Origin of the sequence: Bacteroides sp. AN502(2024) (assembly GCF_041227145.1) — a bacterium.
GTDB lineage: Bacteria > Bacteroidota > Bacteroidia > Bacteroidales > Bacteroidaceae > Bacteroides.
Genome location: NZ_JBGFSP010000003.1, coordinates 2551729 through 2572801 on the forward strand (window position 1 = coordinate 2551729; position 21073 = coordinate 2572801).

At 44.3% G+C, this 21073-nt stretch carries 14 protein-coding genes, 1 tRNA gene and 2 pseudogenes; 7 read left to right on the forward strand and 10 right to left on the reverse strand.

The annotated features are described in order from the left end of the window. Positions 1-119: 119 nt before the first annotated feature. A complete protein-coding gene (locus tag AB9N12_RS09810; RefSeq protein WP_369891753.1) occupies positions 120-1100 on the forward strand; it encodes an ROK family protein in 981 nt (326 codons plus the stop codon). Between the two features lie 411 nt (positions 1101-1511). On the opposite strand, the gene rplS is transcribed toward AB9N12_RS09810, so the two are convergent. Next, the gene (gene rplS, locus AB9N12_RS09815) at positions 1512-1865 is read right to left on the reverse strand and encodes a 50S ribosomal protein L19 (protein WP_369891755.1); all 354 of its coding nucleotides are present in this window, start codon (positions 1863-1865) and stop codon (positions 1512-1514) included. A gap of 155 nt (positions 1866-2020) precedes the next feature. Here rplS and AB9N12_RS09820 point away from each other — a divergent pair, with 155 nt between their 5' ends. Genes AB9N12_RS09820 through AB9N12_RS09830 form a run of 3 tightly spaced genes read left to right on the forward strand, consistent with a single transcriptional unit; the run spans position 2021 to position 6680 of the window. Next, on the forward strand, positions 2021-2806 hold the full coding sequence (locus AB9N12_RS09820) for a 5'-nucleotidase C-terminal domain-containing protein (RefSeq protein WP_369891757.1): 786 nt from the start codon (positions 2021-2023) through the stop codon (positions 2804-2806). A gap of 26 nt (positions 2807-2832) precedes the next feature. Next, on the forward strand, positions 2833-3672 hold the full coding sequence (locus AB9N12_RS09825; RefSeq protein ID WP_369891759.1) for a bifunctional UDP-sugar hydrolase/5'-nucleotidase: 840 nt from the start codon (positions 2833-2835) through the stop codon (positions 3670-3672). Next, the gene (locus AB9N12_RS09830; RefSeq protein ID WP_369891761.1) at positions 3669-6680 is read left to right on the forward strand and encodes a glycoside hydrolase family 3 N-terminal domain-containing protein; all 3012 of its coding nucleotides are present in this window, start codon (positions 3669-3671) and stop codon (positions 6678-6680) included. Before AB9N12_RS09825 ends, AB9N12_RS09830 begins: the two co-directional genes overlap by 4 nt. A 125-nt stretch (positions 6681-6805) precedes the next feature. On the opposite strand, the gene AB9N12_RS09835 is transcribed toward AB9N12_RS09830, so the two are convergent. From AB9N12_RS09835 to sppA, 8 genes are all read right to left on the reverse strand, one after another. Beyond that, positions 6806-6940 (reverse strand): hypothetical protein, encoded by a 135-nt coding sequence (locus AB9N12_RS09835; protein WP_369892905.1) that lies wholly within the window; start codon positions 6938-6940, stop codon positions 6806-6808. A 33-nt stretch (positions 6941-6973) separates the two neighbouring features. Then, complete coding sequence (locus tag AB9N12_RS09840; protein WP_369891763.1) at positions 6974-7327, reverse strand: MarR family winged helix-turn-helix transcriptional regulator; 354 nt, start codon at positions 7325-7327, stop codon at positions 6974-6976. Between the two features lie 295 nt (positions 7328-7622). After that, the gene (locus AB9N12_RS09845; protein ID WP_369891765.1) at positions 7623-9884 is read right to left on the reverse strand and encodes a GH92 family glycosyl hydrolase; all 2262 of its coding nucleotides are present in this window, start codon (positions 9882-9884) and stop codon (positions 7623-7625) included. An 825-nt stretch (positions 9885-10709) separates the two neighbouring features. Continuing rightward, positions 10710-10782 (reverse strand) — tRNA-Phe (locus AB9N12_RS09850). Between the two features lie 161 nt (positions 10783-10943). Next, a complete protein-coding gene (thiL, locus tag AB9N12_RS09855; RefSeq protein ID WP_369891767.1) occupies positions 10944-11981 on the reverse strand; it encodes a thiamine-phosphate kinase in 1038 nt (345 codons plus the stop codon). Between the two features lie 16 nt (positions 11982-11997). Continuing rightward, positions 11998-12807 (reverse strand): purine-nucleoside phosphorylase, encoded by an 810-nt coding sequence (locus AB9N12_RS09860; RefSeq protein ID WP_369891769.1) that lies wholly within the window; start codon positions 12805-12807, stop codon positions 11998-12000. Beyond that, complete coding sequence (gene lpxK, locus AB9N12_RS09865) at positions 12764-13894, reverse strand: tetraacyldisaccharide 4'-kinase (protein WP_369891771.1); 1131 nt, start codon at positions 13892-13894, stop codon at positions 12764-12766. Before lpxK ends, AB9N12_RS09860 begins: the two co-directional genes overlap by 44 nt. A 10-nt stretch (positions 13895-13904) precedes the next feature. Further along, on the reverse strand, positions 13905-15683 hold the full coding sequence (sppA, locus tag AB9N12_RS09870) for a signal peptide peptidase SppA (protein WP_369891772.1): 1779 nt from the start codon (positions 15681-15683) through the stop codon (positions 13905-13907). A 231-nt stretch (positions 15684-15914) separates the two neighbouring features. Between sppA and AB9N12_RS09875 the strand changes: the two genes are divergently transcribed. Together AB9N12_RS09875 and AB9N12_RS09880 are read left to right on the forward strand one after the other, a co-directional pair. Next, positions 15915-17189: a histidine-type phosphatase gene (locus AB9N12_RS09875; RefSeq protein ID WP_369892855.1), complete on the forward strand. Its 1275-nt coding sequence runs from the start codon at positions 15915-15917 to the stop codon at positions 17187-17189. Between the two features lie 32 nt (positions 17190-17221). After that, positions 17222-19420, forward strand: a complete 2199-nt coding sequence (locus AB9N12_RS09880) for a GH92 family glycosyl hydrolase (protein WP_369891774.1) — start codon at positions 17222-17224, stop codon at positions 19418-19420. A 186-nt stretch (positions 19421-19606) separates the two neighbouring features. Here AB9N12_RS09880 and AB9N12_RS09885 read toward each other — a convergent pair. After that, a pseudogene (locus tag AB9N12_RS09885) lies at positions 19607-20179 on the reverse strand (FecR family protein); the annotation flags it as partial. Between AB9N12_RS09885 and AB9N12_RS09890 the strand changes: the two are divergent. Continuing rightward, positions 20175-20858 (forward strand): annotated as a pseudogene (locus AB9N12_RS09890) (1,4-beta-xylanase); the annotation flags it as partial. The pseudogenes AB9N12_RS09885 and AB9N12_RS09890 sit on opposite strands and share 5 nt — an antisense overlap. Between the last annotated feature and the right edge of the window lie 215 nt (positions 20859-21073).

Consider the following 21073-nt stretch of genomic DNA (forward strand, 5'->3'; position numbering starts at 1 on the left):
ACGAAAAGTTGCAAACTGGTTGAATTTTTTTCAAAAAACATTTTGTAGACTCAATCTTCTTTACGTAATTTGTGTGCAGTAAACTTAGTAATTAACTAACCCTTTTAAATAAAAGTATCATGAATTCAAACATGGAAAAACCCTACGTAGTAGGTATTGACATAGGCGGAACGAACACCGTCTTTGGAATTGTAGACGCACGCGGAACTATTATTGCCAGCAGTTCGATCAAAACATCTGGCTATCCTACAGTCGAAGAATATGCTGATGAAGTATGTAAAAATCTGCTTCCTTTGATTATAGCTAATGGTGGCGTGGATAAAATCAGAGGTATCGGTATCGGTGCACCGAATGGCAATTACTATACGGGAACGATTGAATTTGCTCCTAACCTGCCTTGGAAGGGAGTTCTTCCGTTGGCAGCCATGTTTGAAAAAAGATTGGGTATTCCTACTGCTTTGACAAACGATGCAAATGCTGCTGCTATCGGTGAAATGACTTATGGTGCTGCCCGTGGTATGAAAGACTTTATCATGATTACACTGGGTACCGGTGTGGGTAGCGGTATCGTTGTCAACGGTCAGATGGTGTATGGCCATGACGGTTTTGCCGGTGAATTGGGACACGTTATCGCCCGTCGCGATGGTCGTCTTTGCGGTTGTGGCCGTAAGGGATGTCTGGAAACTTACTGTTCGGCTACCGGTGTAGCTCGTACGGCCCGCGAATTCCTTGCTGCCCGTACGGATGCTAGCTTGCTTCGTAACATTCCTGCAGAAAACATCACTTCAAAAGATGTGTATGATGCAGCTGTACAAGGTGATAAGCTGGCACAGGAAATCTTCGAATTTACAGGTAATATTTTGGGTGAAGCATTGGCAGATGCTATTGCATTCTCCAGTCCTGAAGCAATTGTATTGTTCGGTGGTTTGGCCAAGTCCGGTGATTATATCATGAAACCGATTCAGAAATCAATTGATGATAATATTCTGAATATCTATAAAGGTAAGGCTAAATTGCTTGTTTCTGAATTGAAGGATTCTGATGCTGCTGTACTGGGGGCCAGTGCATTGGCTTGGGAACTGAAAGATTTGAAAGAATAACATATCATTATTATTATAAAGGTAATGAAGTCTCGGGAGTTTATGACTTTCGAGGCTTTATTTCATTGTTTCTTTCCAGCGGAATGGATTCTCTCTATTCTGAAATGAGTTAAACCGTAACCACACATGAAGTATATAGTTCATTACTACATCACGTAGGCTCGTTTCCACGCTATTGTTACTTTTTCATTTTAAGAATGTGGACAGTGTGAAGGGGTGAAAAAGAGAACGTTGAATCACTGCAGATGGCTGTCACTTTGTGACTTGTGAGTCTGTGGAGCCTGTGAAAGACAAAAGGTTATTCTTGTCACGGCAAGAATACTTGGAGAATAGCTTCGGAGGATGATAGCGATAAAAAAAGGAACCTCAGTTACGAAGTTCCCTTTTTTATTTCGAATCGAAAAGCTCGGCTTATCCGTTAGCTCTTTTTTCTTTGATTCTGGCTTTCTTACCGGTAAGAGCACGCAGGTAATACAATTTAGCGCGACGAACCTTACCTATCTTGTTCACTTCAATGCTGTCGATAGCCGGTGATTCGATGGGGAAAATTCTTTCTACGCCTACAGTTCCTGACATTTTACGTACAGTAAAACGTTTCTTGTCTCCGTGACCGGCGATTTTGATAACAACACCACGGTACAGCTGTACACGTTCTTTGTTACCTTCGATAATACGATATGCTACTGTTACAGTGTCTCCTGCTTTGAAGCTCGGATGCTGTTTTCCGGTAGCAAATGCTTCTTCTGCAATTTTAATTAAATCCATTGTTGTTATTATTAAATTGTTTCATCGTTACAACGCAACATACCAAGTATCTCTTCTCTTGACAGCGATTGCGCGAAAGCGGTGCAAAGTAACAAATTATTTGCCAGATAGCCAAATGTTTTTGTATATTTGTGGCATATCTAAAAATAGCGAGCATGAAACATTCTTATGTAAAGTATCTGATGATGGCAGCGTTTGCAGGGGGCTGCCTGTTCACCTCTTGCCGGACTGTACGAGAGACTACGGCTCAGTATGAAGTAACCAAAGTAGAGGGTGGCATGATTACGATTGATTCTGTTTGGGACACCAATCCTGAAACGAAAGTTGCCGAAATAGTAAAGCCTTATAAGGAAAAGGTGGATGCGATGATGTATGAAGTCATTGGCACCAGTGCGATGAAAATGGAAAAAGGAGCCCCTGAAAGCTTGCTTTCCAACCTTGTTGCAGGTGTTTTACAACAAGCGGCAGTTCAGGTGCTGGGGAGACCGGCAGATATGGGATTGGTAAATTTGGGAGGCTTGCGAAATATCTTGCCCGAAGGAGATATCACGGTAGGTGATGTATTTGAAATTCTACCTTTTGAGAATTCTCTTTGTGTCCTGACTATGAAGGGAGCAGACTTGAGACATCTTTTTGAAGCGATTGCATCCTTACACGGGGAAGGTGTGAGTGGTATCCGCATTGAAATCACAAAAGATGGAAAGTTGCTGAACGCTTTTGTCGGAGAAAAGCCATTAAAGGATGATCGGCTTTACACGGTGGCCACTATCGACTATTTGGCAGATGGAAACGGACGGATGGATGCTTTCCTGCAGGCAGAAAAGAGAGTATGCCCTGAAAATGCAACCTTGCGCGGACTATTTCTTGATTATGTACGCAGACAGACTGCCGGAGGTAAAGCGATTACCTCCAAGCTGGATGGACGTATTACCGTAAAATAAATTAGGAGAATCTAAAAATATTGAATATGAAAAGATTTCAGATATCATTCTTGCTGTGTTTTGCATTGAGCTTTACTTCCTTAATTTTTGCGCAGGATAAGGGTACCAAAGAAGTGATCATTTTACAAACAAGCGATGTGCATAGCCGTATCGAACCTGTCAATCAGAAGGGCGATAAATATTATAACCAAGGTGGTTTTGTCCGTCGGGCCACTTTTCTCGCACAGTTCCGTAAGGAACATAAGAATGTGTTGCTTTTCGATTGCGGAGATATTTCGCAAGGGACACCTTATTATAATATATTCCGCGGAGAAGTGGAAATCAAACTGATGAATGAAATGGGTTATGACGCTATGACTATTGGTAACCATGAGTTTGATTTCGGTGTGGATAATATGGAACGCATTTTCAAAATGGCTAATTTCCCGATTGTTTGTGCCAACTATAATTTGGATGCTACAGTATTAAAGGATATAGTTAAGCCCTATGTCGTTCTTGAGAAATATGGTTTGAGAATTGGTGTGTTCGGTCTTGGAACCCAACCCGAAGGGATGATTCAGGCTGATAAATGCAAAGGAGTCGTTTATGAAGATCCTGTTCGTGTATCCAACGAAATAGCCGCTTTGTTGAAAGAAGAGGAAGGTTGCGATCTGGTAGTATGCTTGTCTCATCTCGGCATTCAAATGGATGAACATCTGGTTGCCGGGACGCGTAATATCGACGTGATTCTGGGAGGGCATTCTCATACATTTATGAAAGGACCCAAAACATACTTGAATATGGACGGAAAAGAGGTGTCTGTCATGCACACAGGGAAAAATGGTGCTCGTGTAGGTCGTCTCAATTTGACTTTGAAGCATAAATGAAGATAATTCTCTCGATCGTAACGCTTTTATTTCTTGTTGCAGCTGACACAATTTCGAGTCCGGTGCAGAATGTTATCACTGTTGAACCTTCGCTGGTGTATAAAGCCCTTCAGGACAAGGAGTGCCGGCACTGGGTTGATTCGGTTATGGATAAGCTTTCCTTTAAAGAAAAGGTCGGACAGTTGTTCATTCACACCATTGCCCCGGTAGATACCAAGCGAAACTTGGAACAGCTGCGCGAAGTCATCGACACGTATAAAGTGGGTGGACTTCTCTTCTCCGGTGGGAAGATGCAAAAACAGGTCGAACTGACAAATCGGGCTCAACGACAGGCAAAAGTTCCTTTGATGATTACTTTCGATGGAGAATGGGGATTGGCTATGCGCCTGCGTGGTATGCCTGTTTTTCCACGAAATATGGTATTGGGATGTATCCGTGACAACCGACTGCTTTATGAATACGGGCGTGAAGTTGCCCGTCAATGTCGGCAGATTGGAGTGCAGGTCAACTTTGCTCCGGTGGCGGACGTGAATATAAATCCTAAAAATCCTGTCATCAATACCCGTTCTTTTGGAGAAGATCCGATACAGGTCGCTGAAAAGGTTATCGCTTATGCTTCCGGTTTGGAAGGCGGAGGGGTTCTATCTGTGTGTAAGCACTTTCCCGGACATGGAGATACTGATGTCGATTCGCATAAGGCACTTCCGGTACTTCCTTTCACTCGTGAGCGTCTGGACAGTGTGGAACTTTATCCTTTTAAAGAAGCCATCCGTGCCGGATTGGGCGGTATGATGGTAGGACATTTGCAAGTTCCGGTGATTGAACCGATGGGTGGACTCCCTTCTTCCTTGTCCCGCAATGTCGTATACGATTTACTGACAGATGAGCTGGCGTTTAAAGGACTCATATTTACGGATGCACTTGCCATGAAAGGAGTGGCGGGAAATGGAAATGTTTGTTTACAGGCTCTAAAAGCAGGTAATGACATGGTATTGTCTCCCCGAAACTTGAAGGGAGAGATATCGGCTGTATTGGAAGCCATTGAAAAAGGGGAGTTGAGCCGCGAAGATATTGAAAGCAAATGCCGTAAGGTTTTGACTTATAAATATGCGCTGGGACTCAAGAAAAAGTCGTATGTACAATTATCCGGTTTGGAACAACGGATCAACAGTCCGCAAACACGTGACTTGGTTCGTCGGTTGAATGTAGCGGCAATAACTGTCCTGAACAACAAAAATCATATTCTTCCCTTGCATACAGACAAAGAGCAGACGATTGCACTGCTTGAAGTGGGAGATCCCAAAGAAACAGATGCGTTGGCGAAACAACTTTCTCATTATACATCTTTGGCTCGCTTTTCCCTTCGTGCCAATCAGCCCGAAGAGGTAAATCAGCGGTTGCGTGATTCTTTGTCTATCTATAAACGGATCATTGTAGCTGTCAGCGAACAGCGATTGGCTTCTTATCAGTCTTTTTTTGCGAAATTTGTGCCCGAAAGCCCGGTCATTTATCTGTTTTTTACTCCCGGGAAGATGATGTTGCAGATTCAGCGGGCAGTGGCTCATGCTTCGGCGGTGGTGCTGGGACATAGTTCTAATAGTGATGTGCAGCGTCAGGTGGCAGATGTGTTATTTGCCAAAGCATCTGCAGACGGGCGGTTATCGGCAAGTCTGGGAGAACTGTTCCCAACGGGAGCAGGAGTGACTATTACCCCTGAAACACCGTTGCATTTCGTTCCGGAAGAATACGGGCTTTCCTCCGCTCATCTAAAACGGATTGATTCCATTGCGTTGGATGGTATCCGTCAGGGAGCCTATCCCGGTTGCCAGGTGGTGGTTCTGAAAAACGGCCATACTATGTTCGACAAAGCTTTCGGTACTTATGCGGGCAAAGGAAGTCCTCGTGTCGAATCTACTAGTATCTACGATTTGGCCTCTCTTTCAAAAACGACGGGCACTTTGCTTGCCATTATGAAACTCTATGATAAGGGACGTTTTAATCTGACAGATAAGATTTCGGATCATTTGTCGTTTTTGCAACGTACTGATAAGAAAGATATAACGATTCAGGAAATTCTGTATCATCAGTCCGGTTTGCCCTCCTGGATTCCTTTCTACCTGGAAGCTATTGACAAGGATAGCTATGATGGAAGGTTATTCAGTGCACGCAGAGATGCTCGCCATCCGTTACAGTTGGGAGTAACCTCATGGGCGAATCCGAATTTCAAGTTCAAGAGTGAGTACGTCTCTTCCGTCAAAACCGGTGATTATGCTGTTCAGATCTGTGACAGCTTGTGGTTAAACCGTTCTTTCCGGAAAGTGATAGAAGAGAAAATTGCAGAAGCTCCGTTAAAGCAGAAACGCTATGTGTATAGTGATGTAGGATTTATACTGTTGGGAATGTTGGTGGAGCAACTGGCCGGTATGCCTATGGAAGCCTATTTGCAACGTGAGTTTTATGAACCGATGGGGTTGGAGCATACTGGTTATTTGCCTTTACGCCGTTTTGCCAAGTCGAAGATTGTTCCTTCTAATAGAGACCGTTTCTTACGTAAAGAGACTTTGCAGGGATTTGTGCATGATGAGGCCTCCGCTTTCTTTGGCGGATTGGCTGGGAATGCCGGACTTTTTTCTACTGCCCGTGATGTAGCCCGCGTTTATCAGATGTTGCTGAATGGAGGGGAAATAGATGGTCAGCGTTATCTAAGTGAGGAAACCTGCCAGTTGTTTACTACTGAAACATCGAAGATCAGCCGGCGTGGCTTGGGTTTTGACAAGCCTGATGCAGATGATCCGAAGAAAGGGAATTGTGCTCCTGCCGCACCTGCCGAAGTGTATGGTCATATCGGATTTACCGGTACATGTGCATGGGTGGATCCGGTGAATGAACTGGTTTATGTATTCCTTAGCAATCGGATTTATCCGGACGTAACAAACCGTAAATTGAACCAGCTGCATATCCGTGAGCAAATACAGGAAACGATTTACGAGGCAATGAAGAAGAAATAGAGCAGATAAAGAGGCTGTCTAACAAGTCCTATTTTAACGATTTCACCCCTGCCGGAATATGCTTTGGCAGGGGTGACTTCTAATTACTGATACCTGTTAGACAGTCTCTTTTACTTCTTTTATGATTAACGTAATATTCTGATAGCTACCGGTTCGTTTTGGAAGGATACACCCAAACGGAAACCCACATTGCTCCATTCGTCTACACTGTAATGTAGTACGTCGGCTTTGTTGGTACCCTCCGGGAGTCTGCTCACCATTCATGGTTTACAGATATTTGTTTGAGAATCCGTTTATTTAAACAGAGGTCTCAGTAGCTTGGGGATTTTTATTTTGTCAAATGTCAGTTCTGTTACCCGTTGATTACCCGTAGGGGTTAGTTGGAAGTACATCTGTCTCCGGTCTTTACTTCCGAGCGACCGGACGATCAGCCCCTTTTCCTCCAGTATTCGCAGCATTTTAGATGTGTGTGAGGGGCTTAGTTCGGTTTGCTTGGACAGATGGGTAGCCGTCACTTTCTCCGATGCCTCTTTGAGGGCACACAATATCATTGCTTCATTGAGCGTTATCTGGTACGTTTTTTCAAATGTTTTTTCAAAGTTTCTCATCGCTTTGAATACATCACACATTGCATATATTGTTTTCATACACCTTATTTGAGTATATTATTCGTTTATTTATCCCAATCATCACTATACATGATGAAGCTTTCTCTTTGTCTTTACATAAAGTAACAAATTTGCACGATTTTAGTTCTCCTTTTTCTATGGTAACGATAGATTTCTCTTCGGAGGTATCTATCTTTTGGCTTCTGCCAGTGCTACCGGACCTTGGGTCGAAGAGAACGGAGAAGCATCAACCTTTTTTTTATAAAATTTTCAGATTGCCGATAAAGGAAAAATGAATCAGTTGATCGGTATCTGTTTCCTTTTATAGAGGGGATTATTGCTCTTTATCTGCCGAGGGTGGCACGGCGTCGGCACCGCTGCCCCATGCCTTGTTCGGACGGTTGCCCATGACGAGTACCAGTTTACCACCCTCTTTCAGGTCGTCGTGGCCGAACCAGGGCTTGTTCCATTCCTGTCCGTTCAGCATGGCGCGCTGGATGTACTTGTTTTCGTCCGATGCTCCCTGCGCTTCGATTTCGAACACCTTGCCGTTGCTCAGCGTCATGCGGACGCGGTTGAAGAGCGGGCTGCCAATGTTGTAGGCGGGGAAACCGGGGGTGACGGGATAGAATCCCAGCGAGGAGAAGACCACGAACGAGGTCATCCCGCCACCGTCCTCGTCACCGGGGATGCCCATCAGGTCGTTGCGGAACCATGTGCGGAGCATCTGTCGGATGCGTTTCTGCGTTTTCCAAGGCTGTCCGGCGTAATTATAGAGATAGGGCACGTGCAGGGACGGTTCGTTGGCCATTGAGAACTGACCTACGTTGCCCGTGTGGTCGGGCAGTTGGGCGTAGAACTCGAATTTGCTGCGTCCCAGCGGTTCGCTGAAAGTCCGGTCGAGATTGGCGATAAACCGCTCGTTGCCACCCATCAGGCGGATGAGGTCTGCCACGTTGTGGGGCACATCCCAGCGATAGACCCAGCCGTTGTTCTCACCGTAATATTCGCGGGCGCCCATGCCACCGGGGAAGCGGTAGTCGAAGGGCTCTATCCAGCGTCCTTCCTTGTCCTTGGGGTGGAAGAAGCCGGTCTCGGCGTTGAAGAGGTGGCGGTAGTTGTGCGCGCATTGCAGGTAGTGTGCGGCTTCGTTCGTCCGTCCCAGGGCGGCGGCGATGCGCGAGAGGCACCACTGGTCGTAGCTGGTTCCCAGCGTGACGGCTACGGGCTGGCGTTTCTCGAAGGGATGCACGTTGGGATCGGTCTCCGCTTCGCCCGGACGGAGGGCAGGGATGTAACCGTGGTCGCGATAGAAGGCGTCCAGCCATCCGGCAGGCTTGCCCGACCAAGGGGCAAGAGTCTTCTCCTCCATGCCTCGGCGGCAGGCTTCGTATGCCTTGGCAGTGTCCACCTTCAGCCCCTTTGCCAGTGCGTCGGCCACGGTTGCCACGGCATGGTTGGAGTTCATGCGGCGCGTGTCGCCCGTGGTCTCGGGGAAGGTGGGCATCCACATATTCCCCATCTGTTCGGCCATGCGCAGGTAAGAGGCGATGATATCCTCCTCTTTCCGTTGGTCGATGAGCGCGCGCAGGGGATGTGCGGCGCGGTAGGTGTCCCAAATCCAGTCGTCGGTATAGAAGGGCGTGCCACTGTCTTCGTGCACCTTGCCATCGAAGGCGCTGAAATAGCGTCCGTCCTCGCTCATGCATACGGGACGCTCGAAGGTGCGGTAGAGGGAGGTGTAGAATACGGTCTTCTCATCCTCCGTTCCTCCTTCCACACGGATGCGGCCCAAGGCCTCGTTCCAGGTCTCCCGTCCGGCAGTGGCAAGGGCTTCGAGGTTGTAATCCTTCTGTTCGCGGCGTAGATTCTTCTCGGCCTGCTCCTCGCTGATGAAGGAGATGCCGTAGCGCAGGCTGACCGAAGTGGTCCCGTCGGCAAAACGCCAGGCGGCGCAGGCGTTGGTACCTTCCGTCCGATCTTGGGTCTGGTCGATGGTTCCGGTCTTTACGATGCCGGATTCCACGGGTTTCTCTTTCGTCTCGATATATAAATAGACGTTTGTATTGGCGCTCAGTTGCTGATGTCCGCAGATGAAGTTCTCACCGGTGCGGATGGCACCGTTGCGCGAACGGACGATGAGGTAGGCGGGTCGTCCCGCCTCGAAAGTGATGCGGTAGATAGCCGATTGGTGCGAGAGGGCATACTCAGCGCTCATGCGGTTGTCGTCCAGGTCTACGCTATACGAGTAAGGAGTGATCTGCTCGTTGTCGTACGTATAGGCTACGGTCGGGCGCAGGCTGTCTCCCTGATAAGGGGTGAGACTGAACGCCGAACGTTCGCGGTGGTTGGTGACGATGACGGGCAGGCCGTTCACCGTCTCGGACGTGTAGTCGGCACGTTCGGGATAGACCCGCAGCATGCTGTTAGGCAACTGGATGGTGGGGAACGTCGGGACGAGCAGATGGCTGACATTGCCTATGTAGGGGTTTACATAGTCCACCGGACTTTTCTCCGGCGCTGCCTGTCGTGTTTCGTTACAGGCTCCCAACATCAAGGCCACTGCTACGGAAACGGATAAATGTGTAAGTTTCATGATATATTACGTTTTTTGTTATTTCATTCTTTTCCGAGGACAAAGATAGGAATAAGCTCTTATCTTTTTGCTTAAAATGGAATTAACCGAGAATTAAAATTGGATTAGGAAGATAAAACAGTGTTGTTTTGTCTCGTCAGGTTTCTAGGAACGATGAAACAGCGTTCTTTTGTCTCGTCAGGTTTCTAGGAACGATCAAACAGCGTTCTTTCGTCTCGGTAGGTTTCTAAGAACAATAAAAACAGTGTTCTTTCGTCTCGGTAGGTTTCTAGGAACGATCAAACAGCGTTCTTTTGTCTCGGTAGGTTTCTAGGGACGATCAAACAGCGTTCTTTCGTCTCGGTAGGTTTCTAGGAACGATAAAACAGCGTTCTTTTGTCTCGTCAGGTTTCTAGGAACGATCAAACAGCGTTCTTTCGTCTCGGTAGGTTTCTAGGAACGATAAAACAGCGTTCTTTCGTCTCGGTAGGTTTCTAGGAACGATAAAAACAGTGTTGTTTTGTCCTTGATGAGCATCCGCAGACGCGCGTTTTTTGTTATGTGATGCATCTGTTTGAATGATCGGGTTACGATTTGTTTTTATCCGGACAGGCTGCCGTATGTGTGCATAGCCTGACCGTCCCTCGGGCATCTCCTCGCTCAGTGGAATTTCGCCCTTCAGCTTCCGCACCGCCTGTCCCGCCAGCCAGAGGTAATGGCCGCGACCTTCCAGATTGCGATAGGCAAAGGAGTTGATATTCCACGGTGAAGGAATCCTGATGCGTGTTGTGCTCCCAATTTGACTTAATAGAAAACGGTCAGACTTTTTCGTCTGACCGTCTGTTGTGGTGCCACCAGGAATCGAACCGGGGACACAAGGATTTTCAGTCCTTTGCTCTACCAACTGAGCTATGGCACCCTCATATTAGCTTGATTCAATTGAGTCTCTTTTGTGGATGCAAAGGTAGTGAAACTTTTGGATTTTGCAAGTCTTCCGGAAATAAAAAAACACTGATAAAAAGTTAGCCGGCTAATTATCAGTGTTGTATAAGATAAAATATTTCAGGTATGTAATGAAATCTATTGCTTATTTTCCTTTAATGGATTCCATCCCTGTGCTTTTAATTCGAATTCTTGGCCATCACGAGTAATCAATGCACAGCCAAGTTCGGGCTTGGTTATATGTCCAATGAGACGGACTCCGTCCATTTGTGATACTTTCTCATGCTCGGCGATGGAAACGGTAAAGAGGAGTTCGTAATCTTCTCCGCCGTTTAAGGCACAGGTGGTAAGATTCATGTTAAACTCTTCAGCCATCACAGCTGTCTGATAATCAATCGGGATATGCTCTTCGTAGATGCGGCAACCGGCATTGCTTTGTTTACATATATGCATCAGCTCTGATGACAGACCGTCAGAAATGTCCATCATAGAAGTGGGGACAATCTGGGCGGCTGCCAGTTTCTCAATGATATCTTTGCGCGCTTCCGGTTTCAATTGGCGTTCTAATAAATATTCTTTGCCGGAGAAATCCGGTTGGATATCTTTATCACCTTGCAATACTACCTTTTCGCGTTCCAAAAGTTGTAGCCCCATATAGGCTGCTCCCAAATCACCGCTGACGCAGATCAGGTCGGTGTCTTTGGCTCCATTACGGTAAACTACTTTATCCTTGTCGACATCGCCAATACAGGTGATACTGATAGTGAGGCCTGTCAGAGAAGAAGTGGTATCACCTCCCACAATGTCGACATGGTATTGCTGGCAAGCCAGACGGATACCGGAATAAAGTTCATCCATATCTTCCACACTGAAACGCTTGGAAAGACCCAGAGATACCGTAATCTGCCGGGGAGTGCCGTTCATGGCATAAATATCAGAGAAATTAACTACTGCTGATTTATATCCCAAATGTTTCAAAGGAACATAAGTCAGGTCAAAATGCACACCTTCCATAAGCAGGTCGGTTGTTACCAATACTTGCTTTTCTGAAGGGTAGGAGAGAACGGCGGCATCGTCGCCCACCCCATATTTGCTGGATTCATTTTCTAGTTCGATTCCTTCGGTGAGGCGGTCAATCAGACCAAACTCACCGAGCGATGCTATTTCTGTTCTCATAAATCGGGATGATTGTTTAGGCACGGTTGATAAGTTCGCGCATGATTGTGGTCATTTTCGGTTGAGCGGCATCAGCAGCTTTCTGAACCTCTTCGTGCGTTACTTCTACGATTTTTCCTTCTACTCCCAAGTCGGTAATGACGGAAATACCGAAGACTTTGATACCACAATGGTTGGCTACGATAACTTCCGGAACGGTAGACATGCCAACCGCATCAGCACCAAGGATATGGAATAGTTTGTATTCGGCAGGAGTTTCGAAAGTAGGACCTTGGGTACCAATATACACTCCGTGCTGTACTTTGATCCCTTTTTCTTTGGCAATTTCGTCAGCTTTACGGATCAGTTCCTTGCTGTATGCTTCGCTCATATCCGGGAAGCGAGGTCCGTAAGGGATATTCTTTCCGCGAAGCGGGTGTTCGGGGAAATAGTTGATATGGTCGGTGATGATCATCAGGTCACCGATTTCGAAATCCGCATTGGTACCGCCACTGGCATTGGATACAAACAAAGTTTTGATACCTAATTCACGCATGACACGTACAGGGAAAGTTACTTCTTTCATGGAATAGCCCTCGTAATAGTGGAAGCGTCCTTGCATAGCCATGATATCCTTATTGCCTAGTTTGCCGAAAATCAGCTTACCGCTGTGACCTTCGACGGTAGATATCGGGAAGTGGGGGATATCCGAATACTTTATTTCATACTTCTCGGTAATTTCGTTTGCCAAACTGCCAAGTCCGGTGCCTAGTATAATAGCAGTTTCCGGACAGGTATGCATCTTACCTCTCAGATAAGCTGCGGTTTCTTGTATTTTTTCTAACATAGTCAATAATATGTTGGTTAAATTTATCTTGTTGATTCTGTAATATTTCAATTTCAATAGGCAAGGCATAGATAAATGGTTTCAAATCCTTGTCCAAAGCCGGATGGTTAATCAGGCGTGTTGCATCTTTCTCAGTGGTAATAATCAACCGGTGTTCTCCTTTCAGTTTATGAAACCGTTCTTTGATAAGCTGTATATCCCGATGAGTGAAATGGTGGTGATCGTCAAACGATAGTAAATCTATTTGTTGGGTACACCCTTCCAGTCTCTCGAGAATAGGGGTAGGTGAGGCGATTCCCGTCATCAATAATACATCAGTGTTTGCCAATGAGGACAAAGCAATCTCATGGTTTGCCGAAATGGCATTTGTATCCGGAGATGTAATAGGGAACACAGGTTGTAGGTTGCCATACCGGAACGATGAGAAGAATAACTGTTGATATGGATAAAGGTTCAGTCGTTTCGTGATGATGTTATAATCAATAGGTTTGATGTCTTGCGGGCATTTGGTGACAATAACGATTTGTGCCCGGTTTTTGCCGCTAATTGGTTCACGAAGCCGTCCGGCAGGGAGCAAGGTGTCATCACAGAATAACCGGTGATAATCCGTTAACAGAATATTCAATCCCGGCTTGACGTATCGGTGTTGGAAAGCATCGTCCAATAGGATAACTTCTATTGATGGCTTTTGCAGTGCAAGCAACTTTTCTATGCCATGACAACGCTTTTCATCGACAGCGACTGCGATAGACGGGAATTTTTGATGCATCTGGTAAGGTTCATCGCCAATGCTTCTTGCCGTACTTTCCGGAGCTGCCAGTATATAACCTTTCGTGTGCCGTTTGTATCCCCGGCTTAATACAGCTACCTTATATTGATTACAAAGAAATTTTATCAGATATTCAGTGTGCGGAGTTTTTCCTGTCCCTCCTACAGCGAGATTACCCACATTGATGATAGGTATATCAAAACTCTTTGATTGGAGAATTCCCCAGTCAAAGAGTTTATTTCTCATCATTACCACTGCTCCATAGAGCCAGGATACAGGGTAGAGCCACTTATGTATCTTGATAAAGTGTTCGTCCATGTATTACGGTTTATTTAATATTCAGTTCGAACGGAATACGTGTCTGAATCATAGATTGTTCTTGCAGATTTTTTAGTAAACCGAATTGCTGATAGTACTCTCCTAATTTACTTTTCAGTAATTGTGATTCTATATAATTCTTCGGTTTCGTTTCAAGCAGGGAAGACAGGAAATCTTGTCTCTCAGGATAAGACACAACGGTGTAATTCTCGATACCGGCTTTTGCAACAGCTATATCCAGTGCCTTGTCAATGCCTCCTAATTCGTCTACTAATCCCAACTTCTTAGCAGTTTCTCCAGTCCATACGCGACCTTCGGCAATCTTTTCGATAGCTTCCTTCGTCATGTGACGTCCTTCGGCACAACGAGTTACAAAGGTATCGTATCCTTCAGTTATCATCATTTGAAGCAACGATTTCTCATCCTCGTTAAACGGGCGCATGATATTTCCGAAATCAGCATATTTATTTGTCTTTACTACGTCATAACTTAAGCCGATTTTATCAGTCAATCCTTTCACATTAGGAATCATACCAAAAATTCCAATGGAACCGGTCAGGGTAGTAGGCTCTGCAACAATTGTATCGGCAACGCAAGAGATGTAGTAACCTCCTGAAGCAGCATAATCACCCATAGAAACAATAACCGGTTTCTTTGTTTTCAGCTCTTTCACAGCATGCCAGATTTGTTCAGAAGCGAAAGCACTTCCACCTGGAGAGTTGACACGGAGTACAACAGCTTTCACATCATCATTATCTTTCAATTTGCGCAGGTCACGAATGACTTTCGAACCGACAATTCCGTTTTCGGAAGTTGCAGAGCTCGGATAGTCTGTAATCTCACCGGATGCATAATAAACAGCCAGGATATTACCGCTTCTGTCTTTCGGCACATTGTTCTTTACGTTTATCATGTCGCTCAATCCTACTATAGGAAGATTGTCATCTTCATCGATCTCTACCCATCTCTTAAGATAATTGCGCACATCATTGCGATAAATCAGTGTATCGGCCAATCCGCATTTTATACTCTCTTCTGCCGGATAGAACATGAGCATGCGATCGGCATAAACATTCAGTGAGTCTACAGAAATATTACGTGAAGTAGATACACCTTCCGTAACCTGTTCCCAGATAGAAGTGATAAAAGTGGTAACCTGTTCGCGGTTGGCAGGACTCATTTCCGTAGCGATAAACGGCTCTACGGCAGATTTGTAAGTTCCCACCTTGAACACTTGCATCTCAACTCCTATTTTTTGCAGCAGATCTTTGTAGAATAGGGGAGCAGAGGCGATACCCCGCCATTCAATCATTCCTTTGGGATTGAGTAGCACTTTATCGGCTGCGCTGGAAAGATAATAAAGTCCCTGCGTATAGGAATCGGCATAAGCAATAACGAATTTCCCATTTTCTTTGAAGTCGAGCAGTGCGTTGCGGATTTCTTGCAAAGAAGCATAAGAAGTGTTTAATGAATTTGCCTGCAAATAAATTCCTTTAATATGTTCGTTTTCTTTAGCCTTCTGGATGGAAGAGAGAATATCGTCCAGTCCGTACGTGTTAGCCCCGTCACCTAACCACTGTGATAAAATACCCAGCGGGTCTTCTTGCGTACGTTCAACCAGCGTTCCGTTTAGGTCGAGCATCATTACAGAATTCTTTTTTACGATTGTTTCTGTGTCCGAAGCAGACATGATGCCCAACAATGTTATCATGCTGATTATAAATAATACAATACTTGACAAAATGATACCTGTCACTGTGGCAAGTGTAAATTTCAAGAAATCTTTCATTATACTTATTGTTTTTTTGCGCCAGCTTGTTATTGAGCTAACAAAGATAAATAATTGAGTTGATATTTATTCTATAAGTCGTATGAATTTTTGTTTTATCACAGTGAATCTGCATGAATAGGAACTTCCTTCATTTAAAATTTAAGTATATTTGTCTGTCTCAAATCTTTTTAAATGAGAAGATTTCTCTAATTTTGTGGCATAGCTATTAATACATTGAATAATATGATCCTGAAAAAACTCACATCGATTCTTTTACTACTCTTGTTTGTATGGACGGTACAAGCACAAACTGCTCGTGAAGAGATCCGTGCAAACCGGTATTTGTCCGCTAATAATTATTATGCATATCCTACGCCTACTGCTAAGCAGACTGCTCCTCCTAAAGGGTACGAACCTTTTTATATCAGCACATATATGCGTCATGGTTCACGGTTTCTAATTGATCCGAATGATTATCGTTTTCCCAAGCAGACTTTATTAAAAGCCGACTCTTTAAACAAACTAACCTCAACAGGTAAAAATACACTGGATATTGTTTTGCGCATGGCTGATATGGCGGAAGGCCGCCTGGGTGAACTGACTTCGGTGGGAGCGCGCCAACACAGAGGAATTGCAAAGCGTATGTATACTAATTTCCCACAGATATTTGTTGATGGAACAGAAGTGGATGCCCGTTCCACAGTTGTCATCCGGTGTATATTATCCATGACATCCGAATGTCTTCAATTGCAAGCGATGAATCCTAATCTACGTATCAAGAATGATGCAAGTTACCATGATATGTATTACATGAACCCTCCTGCTAAGAAGTTGAGCAAAATAGCTGGTTCCGATAAAGTAAAAAAGGTTCGGAAAGATTTTGAAGCTATCCATGTGCGTCCGGAACGGTTGATGAAAACATTGTTTACAGACGAAGCGTATGTAAAAGCCAATGTTGATGAAGCACGTTTGATGAGACGTCTTTTTGATTTGGCTTGTAATATGCAGAGTCATGATACGGATATGCAGTTATATTCTCTTTTCACAGATGAAGAGTGTTATGATTTATGGAGTTGTAACAACTTGTATTGGTATCTGACACACGCTTGCTCTCCTGTTACGGATGGGCTGATGCCTTATCGAGAAGCCGATTTGTTACGTAATATTTTGGACAGGGCAGATGCTGCTTTGAAAGAAGGTAAGAATCAGGCCACTTTAAGATTTGGTCATGAGTCTTGTCTGTTGCCGTTGGTTGCTTTATTGGAGCTTAATCATTATGGAGAATCTTACTCTGATGTCGAAAAGTTATCCGAACAATGGAGAGCGTATGATATTTTCCCGATGGCTAGTAACGTACAATTCGTCTTTTTCCGTAAAAAAGGCAGTAACGATATATTGGTAAAAGTATTACTTAATGAAAAGGAAACCAAACTACCGATGAGAACAGACGTGGCTCCTTATTACCACTGGAAAGATGTAGAAAGCTACTATCGTGAAAAATTAGATAAATATCAGCATCTGTAATGTGACATTGACCTAACATTATTATATTTACCATGAGAAGAATTCCCTCCTTTATGGCTGCAACTCTGGCAGCAGGCTTATTTTTTTATTCTTCCTGTACTCCAATTGAAAAAGCGGATACAAGGGATTATACTCAATACGTTAATACCTTTATCGGTGCCGCTGATAATGGTCATACATTTCCCGGTGCATGTTGTCCTTTCGGAATGATACAAACCAGCCCTGTGACGGGGGCAGTCGGTTGGCGCTACTGTTCTGAATATGTTTATGAGGATTCTCTGGTTTGGGGATTTACACAGACACATTTGAATGGAACAGGGTGTATGGACTTAGGCGATATTTTGGTGATGCCGGTCACGGGTACACGCGTTCGTGCATGGGATGCTTATCGTAGTCATTTCCCTAAAGACAAAGAAGCGGCTACTCCGGGATATTACACAGCGGAACTTTCCGATCCACAGGTGAAAGTGGAATTGACAGCATCCATACATGCTGCCCTCCACCGTTATACTTATCACAAAGCTGATTCTGCTTCTATATTGATCGACCTGCAACATGGTCCTGCATGGAGAGAAGAGCAATATCATTCACAGGTCAATAGTTGCGAAGTAAATTGGGAGGATGCGCAGACACTGACAGGACATGTCAATAATACGGTATGGGTGAATCAGGATTATTTCTTTGTGATGAAATTCAACCGTCCGGTAGTCGATTCGATTTATCTTCCGATGAGAGAGACAGAAAAAGGCAAGCGTATCATTGCCTCTTTCGATATGCAGCCGGGAGACGAGCTGATGATGAAAGTGGCTCTTTCTACCACCAGTGTAGATGGAGCTAAGAAGAATCTGGAGGCTGAAATTCCCGCTTGGGATTTTGAAGGAGTGAAGACTGCTGCCCATAATGAGTGGAATAACTATTTGAGCCGCATAGAAATAGACGGTACGGATGATGAAAAAACAACTTTTTACACTTGTTTCTATCATGCGTTGATTCAACCCAATCAGATTTCGGACGTAGACGGAATGTATCGCAATGCCGCCGATTCTATTGTAAAAGCCGGAACGGGTATTTTCTATTCCACGTTCTCTTTGTGGGATACTTATCGTGCCGCTCATCCGTTTTATACTTTAATGATTCCCGAACGTGTGGATGGTTTTGTGAATTCCCTTATTGAACAAGGTGAAGTGCAAGGCTTCTTGCCCATTTGGGGGTTGTGGGGGAAAGAGAATTTCTGTATGATTGGTAATCACGGTGTATCAGTTATTGCCGAAGCTTATCGTAAGGGATTTCGTGGTTTTGATGCTGAACGTGCTTTCAATATAATAAAGGAGACGCAGACAGTGTCTCATCCGTTGAAGTCTGATTGGGAAGTTTATACAAAATATGGTTATTTCCCGACAGACTTGATAAAAGCAGAATCTGTATCTTCTACTTTAGAGTCAGTATATGATGATTATGCAGCTGCAGATATGGCACGTCGTATGGGTAAAGAGGAAGATGCCGCTTATTTTGAGAAACGTGCAGATTATTATAAAAACCTGTTCGATCCGGAAACGAAGTTCATGCGTCCGCGTAAGGCTGACGGAACTTGGAAAACCCCATTTAATCCAAGTGCTCTAGGACATTCAGAGAGTGTCGGTGGAGATTATACGGAAGGAAATGCGTGGCAATATACCTGGCATGTACAACATGATGTTGCGGGATTAATCCAGTTGTTGGGGGGTGAAGAAGCTTTCTTGAATAAATTAGACTCATTGTTTACAGTTAAGTTAGAAGGTGAAAGTTTAGCAGATGTTACCGGATTAATCGGGCAGTATGCCCATGGCAATGAGCCAAGTCATCATGTAACTTATTTATATGCACTGGCCGGGCGTCCGGAGCGTACACAGGAACTGGTTCGCGAAATATTTGATACTCAATACAAAAACAGACCTGACGGACTTTGTGGAAACGATGATTGCGGGCAGATGTCTGCTTGGTATATGCTTAGTGCGATGGGATTCTATCCGGTAGATCCGGTGAGTGCGGAATATGTATTCGGTGCTCCACAGTTGCCGAAGATGACTTTGCATTGGGGCAGTGGTAAGACTTTCACGATTATTGCGGAGAATTTGTCGAAAGAACATAAATATGTAGATAGTATTACATTGAATGGCGAACCATATACGAAAAAAACAATCTCACATGAAGATATTGTAAAAGGGGGGACGCTGGTATACAAGATGAAGTAATAAATTCATTTCCGTACTGTTATGGGACTGATGACTTTAATTGATAGTGGTTGGGATCATAACTTACAGTAGTAAGAAAAAAAATGCTGCAAGAATAAGTTGTATGACACCCAGGTGTCATACAACTTAATACTACCCAATGAAATCAATTTGAAGCCATACGATTAAGTTTGTATGAATACAAACTTATTCCGGTACAATTCTGCTCACCTCTATACGTTGCTTTTCAAACTTCTCATTATTAGTGTTGCGGTTGCTGACCTCTTTACAGCGGATAGGTGCACTCATTTCAAGCAAGCGTAAAATCTCATTTAAAGATTCACCTTCAAAAGTAGCTTTATAGGAGTACTTCCCTAACTCGCTGTCTTTCAGAATAAATTCTACGTTATATGTCTGTCCCAAACGCTTGAATACATATTCCAGCGGGTCGTCTCTAAAAATGAGTATTCCATCTTTCCATGAGCACCATTTATAAGTATTGGTCTTGTTGACATTACACAAAGAAGTGTTCGGATTATAGTCAATTTTCTCTCCCGGTGAAAGGGAGATTGTTTTTTGCTTGTCAAGAGTTACTGCTATCTTTCCTTTTACTAATGTCACAGCTGTTACGTTGTCCGAAGTATATGCGTTCACATTGAAGGTTGTGCCGGTAGCTTCTACAGTCAGTTCTTTTGTTTGTACGATGAAAGGATGTTCCTTGTCGGATTCCACTTCAAAATAGGCTTCACCTTGCATTGAAACCACTCTTTGTTTATCAGATAAGGAAGGTTTTAAGAAACGTATCAATGAATACCTTGCTATTGCCGAGAAGCATCATATCTTTACCATCTTCGTTTTCTTGGATGATTGCTGGAATCCTGTTTATCAGGCTGGCAAACAACCGGAACCACAGCAGGGAGTGCACAACTCGGGATGGGCACGTGATCCGGGTGTTCTATATTATAAAGGTGATACAGCTATGATTCTTCCAATATTGGAAAGTTATGTGAAAGATATCCTGACTACCTTTAAGGATGATAAGAGAATCGTATTATGGGACTTATATAATGAACCCGGAGGTTCGGGAGGATATAAATATGGGGACAGAAGCTTGCCATTATTGCAGAAAATATTTATGTGGGGACGGATGGTAGATCCGTCGAAACCTCTGTCGGCCGGAGTTTGATTGAAGCGATACGGTCGCCCGATGATTTGTACGGAATATATGGCACGTATCAAAAATAGTACTTTTCAAAACATTATGCCAATGTTGAAGAAAGAAAATATTGGCGCAATCAACTGGGGACTTGTAGCCGGAAAAACAAATACGATCTTTGCGTGGGACACTCTGTTGCCTGATGTTGTTGAACCTCCATTGTGGTTCCATGATATATTCCGTAGTGATGGAACCCCTTATTCGGAAGAAGAAGTGGAATGTATTCGTTCATTAACTAAATAATTCCCTTCCTTTCCTCACAGCTATCCTTAGCATGGAAACTGGAAAAAGATAGTGTGGAAGTCAGGTATTTAAAGAATACATTCATACTGTCCTACACAATATTCCGGTTATTTTCCACCCAAGCTGAAGTGTTTATCAGAGGCATTGAGGTTGCATGAATGGAGAAAAGAGTCCTTTGCTGGGCAAGGCGGGTATTAACTGTTGCCAGTTTAAGC

Excerpts from the sequence above, each read along its gene's own strand:
- AB9N12_RS09810 (WP_369891753.1), top strand. The coding sequence starts at position 120 with ATGAATTCAAACATGGAAAAACCCTACGTAGTAGGTATTGACATAGGC.
- rplS (WP_369891755.1), bottom strand. The coding sequence starts at position 1,865 with ATGGATTTAATTAAAATTGCAGAAGAAGCATTTGCTACCGGAAAACAG.
- AB9N12_RS09820 (WP_369891757.1), top strand. The coding sequence starts at position 2,021 with ATGAAACATTCTTATGTAAAGTATCTGATGATGGCAGCGTTTGCAGGG.
- AB9N12_RS09825 (WP_369891759.1), top strand. The coding sequence starts at position 2,833 with ATGAAAAGATTTCAGATATCATTCTTGCTGTGTTTTGCATTGAGCTTT.
- AB9N12_RS09830 (WP_369891761.1), top strand. The coding sequence starts at position 3,669 with ATGAAGATAATTCTCTCGATCGTAACGCTTTTATTTCTTGTTGCAGCT.
- AB9N12_RS09835 (WP_369892905.1), bottom strand. The coding sequence starts at position 6,940 with ATGGTGAGCAGACTCCCGGAGGGTACCAACAAAGCCGACGTACTACAT.
- AB9N12_RS09840 (WP_369891763.1), bottom strand. The coding sequence starts at position 7,327 with ATGAAAACAATATATGCAATGTGTGATGTATTCAAAGCGATGAGAAAC.
- AB9N12_RS09845 (WP_369891765.1), bottom strand. The coding sequence starts at position 9,884 with ATGAAACTTACACATTTATCCGTTTCCGTAGCAGTGGCCTTGATGTTG.
- thiL (WP_369891767.1), bottom strand. The coding sequence starts at position 11,981 with ATGAGAACAGAAATAGCATCGCTCGGTGAGTTTGGTCTGATTGACCGC.
- AB9N12_RS09860 (WP_369891769.1), bottom strand. The coding sequence starts at position 12,807 with ATGTTAGAAAAAATACAAGAAACCGCAGCTTATCTGAGAGGTAAGATG.
- lpxK (WP_369891771.1), bottom strand. The coding sequence starts at position 13,894 with ATGGACGAACACTTTATCAAGATACATAAGTGGCTCTACCCTGTATCC.
- sppA (WP_369891772.1), bottom strand. The coding sequence starts at position 15,683 with ATGAAAGATTTCTTGAAATTTACACTTGCCACAGTGACAGGTATCATT.
- AB9N12_RS09880 (WP_369891774.1), top strand. The coding sequence starts at position 17,222 with ATGAGAAGAATTCCCTCCTTTATGGCTGCAACTCTGGCAGCAGGCTTA.